This is a genomic window from Limosilactobacillus pontis (assembly GCF_002940945.1).
GTDB classification, from domain to species: Bacteria; Bacillota; Bacilli; order Lactobacillales; family Lactobacillaceae; genus Limosilactobacillus; species Limosilactobacillus pontis_A.
In genome coordinates this window covers 1-2,676 of sequence record NZ_PNFV01000021.1, presented here as the reverse complement: position 1 = coordinate 2,676, position 2,676 = coordinate 1, and the positions used below count along the sequence as shown (strand labels likewise).

The 2,676-nt window shown below is 64.9% G+C and carries 2 protein-coding genes; both read left to right on the top strand.

All coding sequences use genetic code 11. From position 1 onward, the window contains the following. The first annotated feature begins 228 nt into the window (after nt 1-228). Nucleotides 229-1,710: an IS21 family transposase gene (gene istA, locus CK797_RS09010; protein ID WP_015438265.1), complete on the top strand. Its 1,482-nt coding sequence runs from the start codon at nt 229-231 to the stop codon at nt 1,708-1,710. A gap of 2 nt (nt 1,711-1,712) precedes the next feature. Further along, nucleotides 1,713-2,498, top strand: coding sequence for an IS21-like element helper ATPase IstB (istB, locus tag CK797_RS09005; protein WP_014483316.1), 786 nt, complete (start codon nt 1,713-1,715; stop codon nt 2,496-2,498). The last annotated feature ends 178 nt before the right edge of the window (nt 2,499-2,676 follow it).

The window sequence follows — 2,676 nt, the reverse complement described above, 5'->3', positions numbered from 1 at the left end:
GCAGCCGAAGTCCTGATGCCTCCAACGACGCCGCCCGCCGCCGCGATCGTAGCCGTGCTGTGTCTGTTCAATAGAAAGTGGGCCGTGTGAGCGTGTGGAAAGTCTCCAGATGAGCGGCAGGTTTTAGTCCATTTCAGCGTGTGGCGAGAAATGAACACCGGCCCGTCCTGCCCGTACTAGTTTCCCGAGTCGGAAGCAAACCATTCGGTTTCTCGGGAAAGGAAAGGAATGACGGTACCGGTGTCCGTACAACAACGTATCAGGGTGCTTGACGCGCATGGCGTGTCATGGAGAAGCATCGCAAAAGAGGTGGGCGTGGCCCGCGACACGGTCGCGAAATACGCCGGGAGGGAGGATTGCTCTCCCAAGCCGGAGCACTCCGCATCGAGGCCGTCGAAGCTCGACCCGTTCAAGGCGACGGTCGACGGGTGGCTGGAGGCGGACCGGTTCATGCCGCGCAAGCAGCGGCACACCGCCAAGCGCGTGTACGACCGGCTCGTTTCGGAGAGGGGCTACGGGGGCGCGTACTCGTCGGTGCAACGGTATGTGAAGCGTTGGCGCGAGGAGCATCGGCTCCCGTCGGACGGGTATCTGGAGCTCGAGTGGCATCCGGGCGAGGCGCAGGTCGATTTCGGCATGGCGCGGGCCGTGGTCGGCGGGGACCGGGTCGACGTGCATTGCCTGGTCGTGACGTTCCCGTATTCGAACATGCGCTACTGCGCGGCCCTGCCCGGGGAGAACGCGGAATGCGTGTGCGCGGGACTGCGCACGGTGTTCGAGCACATAGGCGCGGTCCCCCTGACGCTGGTGCTCGACAACGCCACCGGCGCCGGTCACCGGGTCGCGTGGGACAGGGTCAGCATCGTCAAGGTGTTCGAACTGTTCGTGGAGCATTACCGGCTGGAGACCAGGTTCTGCAATCCGAACTCGGGCAATGAGAAGGGCAGCGTGGAGAACGCGGTCGGGTTCCTGCGCCGCAACATCATGGTGCCCCTGCTCAACGCGGAGTCCTACGCCCAGTTGACCCGGTACATGCTGGAGCGGTGCGACGCGATGGCCAAGGAGACGCATTACCGCAAGGGCGCGCCGATCGGCGGACTGTTCGCCGAGGAGAAGGCGGAGATGCAGCCCCTGCCGTCCAAGCCCTACGACGCGATCCGCTGGGAGGTCAGGAAGGCCGACAAGGACGGGCGCGTGCAGGTCGACGGCAACCATTACCTCGCCGGACCCTCGTGGCGCGGCTGGACGTTGGACGTCGCCCTTCGCGCGTTCGACGTGACGATCCGCACCCAGGACGGGCGCACCTGCGCCAGGCTGCCGCGCGTGTACGGGGATTCGCCTGCCACTATCCGCGACCCCGCCACGCTCCTGCCCGCACTGGGCCGCAAGACCAACGCATGGCCCGATTCCACCATCCGCGATGATTTTCCCGACAAACTGCGTCTGGCGATCGACCGGATGGACGCCAAGGCGCGCAGGAACGCGTTCCGGCTCATCTCCAGAACGAGCGACGCGTGCGGGTTCGAGCCGGCCGTCGAGGCTGGTGAGCATCTGGTCGAACAGGGGCACCCGCTCGACGAGGCGAGCCTGACCACCATGGCACGGCGCATCGCCTCCGGCGAGAAGCCATACGAGCAGACCGCACCCGACCTGACCGGATACGACGTGTTCATGCAGCCTCGTGGGACGCGGGAAAGGAAGGAGGCGTAAACATGGGGATCCACCGCCCACCGGTCGTCATGCCCGACATGAAACGCCGCCGCGCGTCCACCGGCGAGAAGATCGAAACGATCATGAACCTCGCGCGCCGGTTGCCCCTGACCCGCCAGATCCTCGCCGACCAGCTCGCCAACGCCACGCCAACCCAGATGGAGTTCGTGGAGGAATGGATGAATGCCGAACTCGAATCCCGGGAACGCTCCAAACGCTCCCGGCTCCTGAAACAGGCCGGATTCCCCGCCGACAAGGAACTCGACGGCTACGACTGGACCCCGATCCGCTTCCCCGTCGACTACGGAAGACAGCGGATCGAATCCCTGGAATTCATCAGCGGCCACGAGGACCTCGTCCTGTTCGGGCCTCCCGGCACCGGCAAGACCCACCTCGCCATCGCGCTTGGCAGGAACGCATGCCGCAGGGGCATGCCCGTGCGCTACCACACGGCCGCAAGCCTGGTCATGCGGCTCCTACGCGCCCAGACGGACAATCGGCTCGACCGGGAACTCGCCATGATCGGCAGAACCCCGCTCCTGATCATCGACGAACTCGGCTACGTGCCCATCGACGAGGAAGGCAGCAGGCTCCTGTTCCAGGTCGTCACCAACGCGTACGAGACCCAGAGCATCATCTACACCACCAACATCGAGTTCTCCGGATGGGGCAGGATCTTCGGCGACCCCAACATGGCCGCCGCGATCATCGACCGCACCGTCCACCACGGCAGGATGATCAGATTCGAGGGCGAGTCCTGGCGCAAGACCCACGCCCTCATGCAATAACCGACAACCCACAGGACTGGCCAAAGCCGAAACGGCCTAAAAACAACCGCTCAAACGGACTAAAAGAAACGCCGAAACGGCCCACAAAAATTTGACAAAACACACCGTGCCGGCGTCTGCCGCACCGGGGGCATCTGAGCATGCCCTTGCGCGGGCGGGCCCGGATCTCGAGCGCGGG

Bases quoted from the DNA above. Each gene is read 5' to 3' on its own strand.
- istB (WP_014483316.1), top strand. From the start codon at position 1,713: ATGGGGATCCACCGCCCACCGGTCGTCATGCCCGACATGAAACGCCGC.
- istA (WP_015438265.1), top strand. From the start codon at position 229: ATGACGGTACCGGTGTCCGTACAACAACGTATCAGGGTGCTTGACGCG.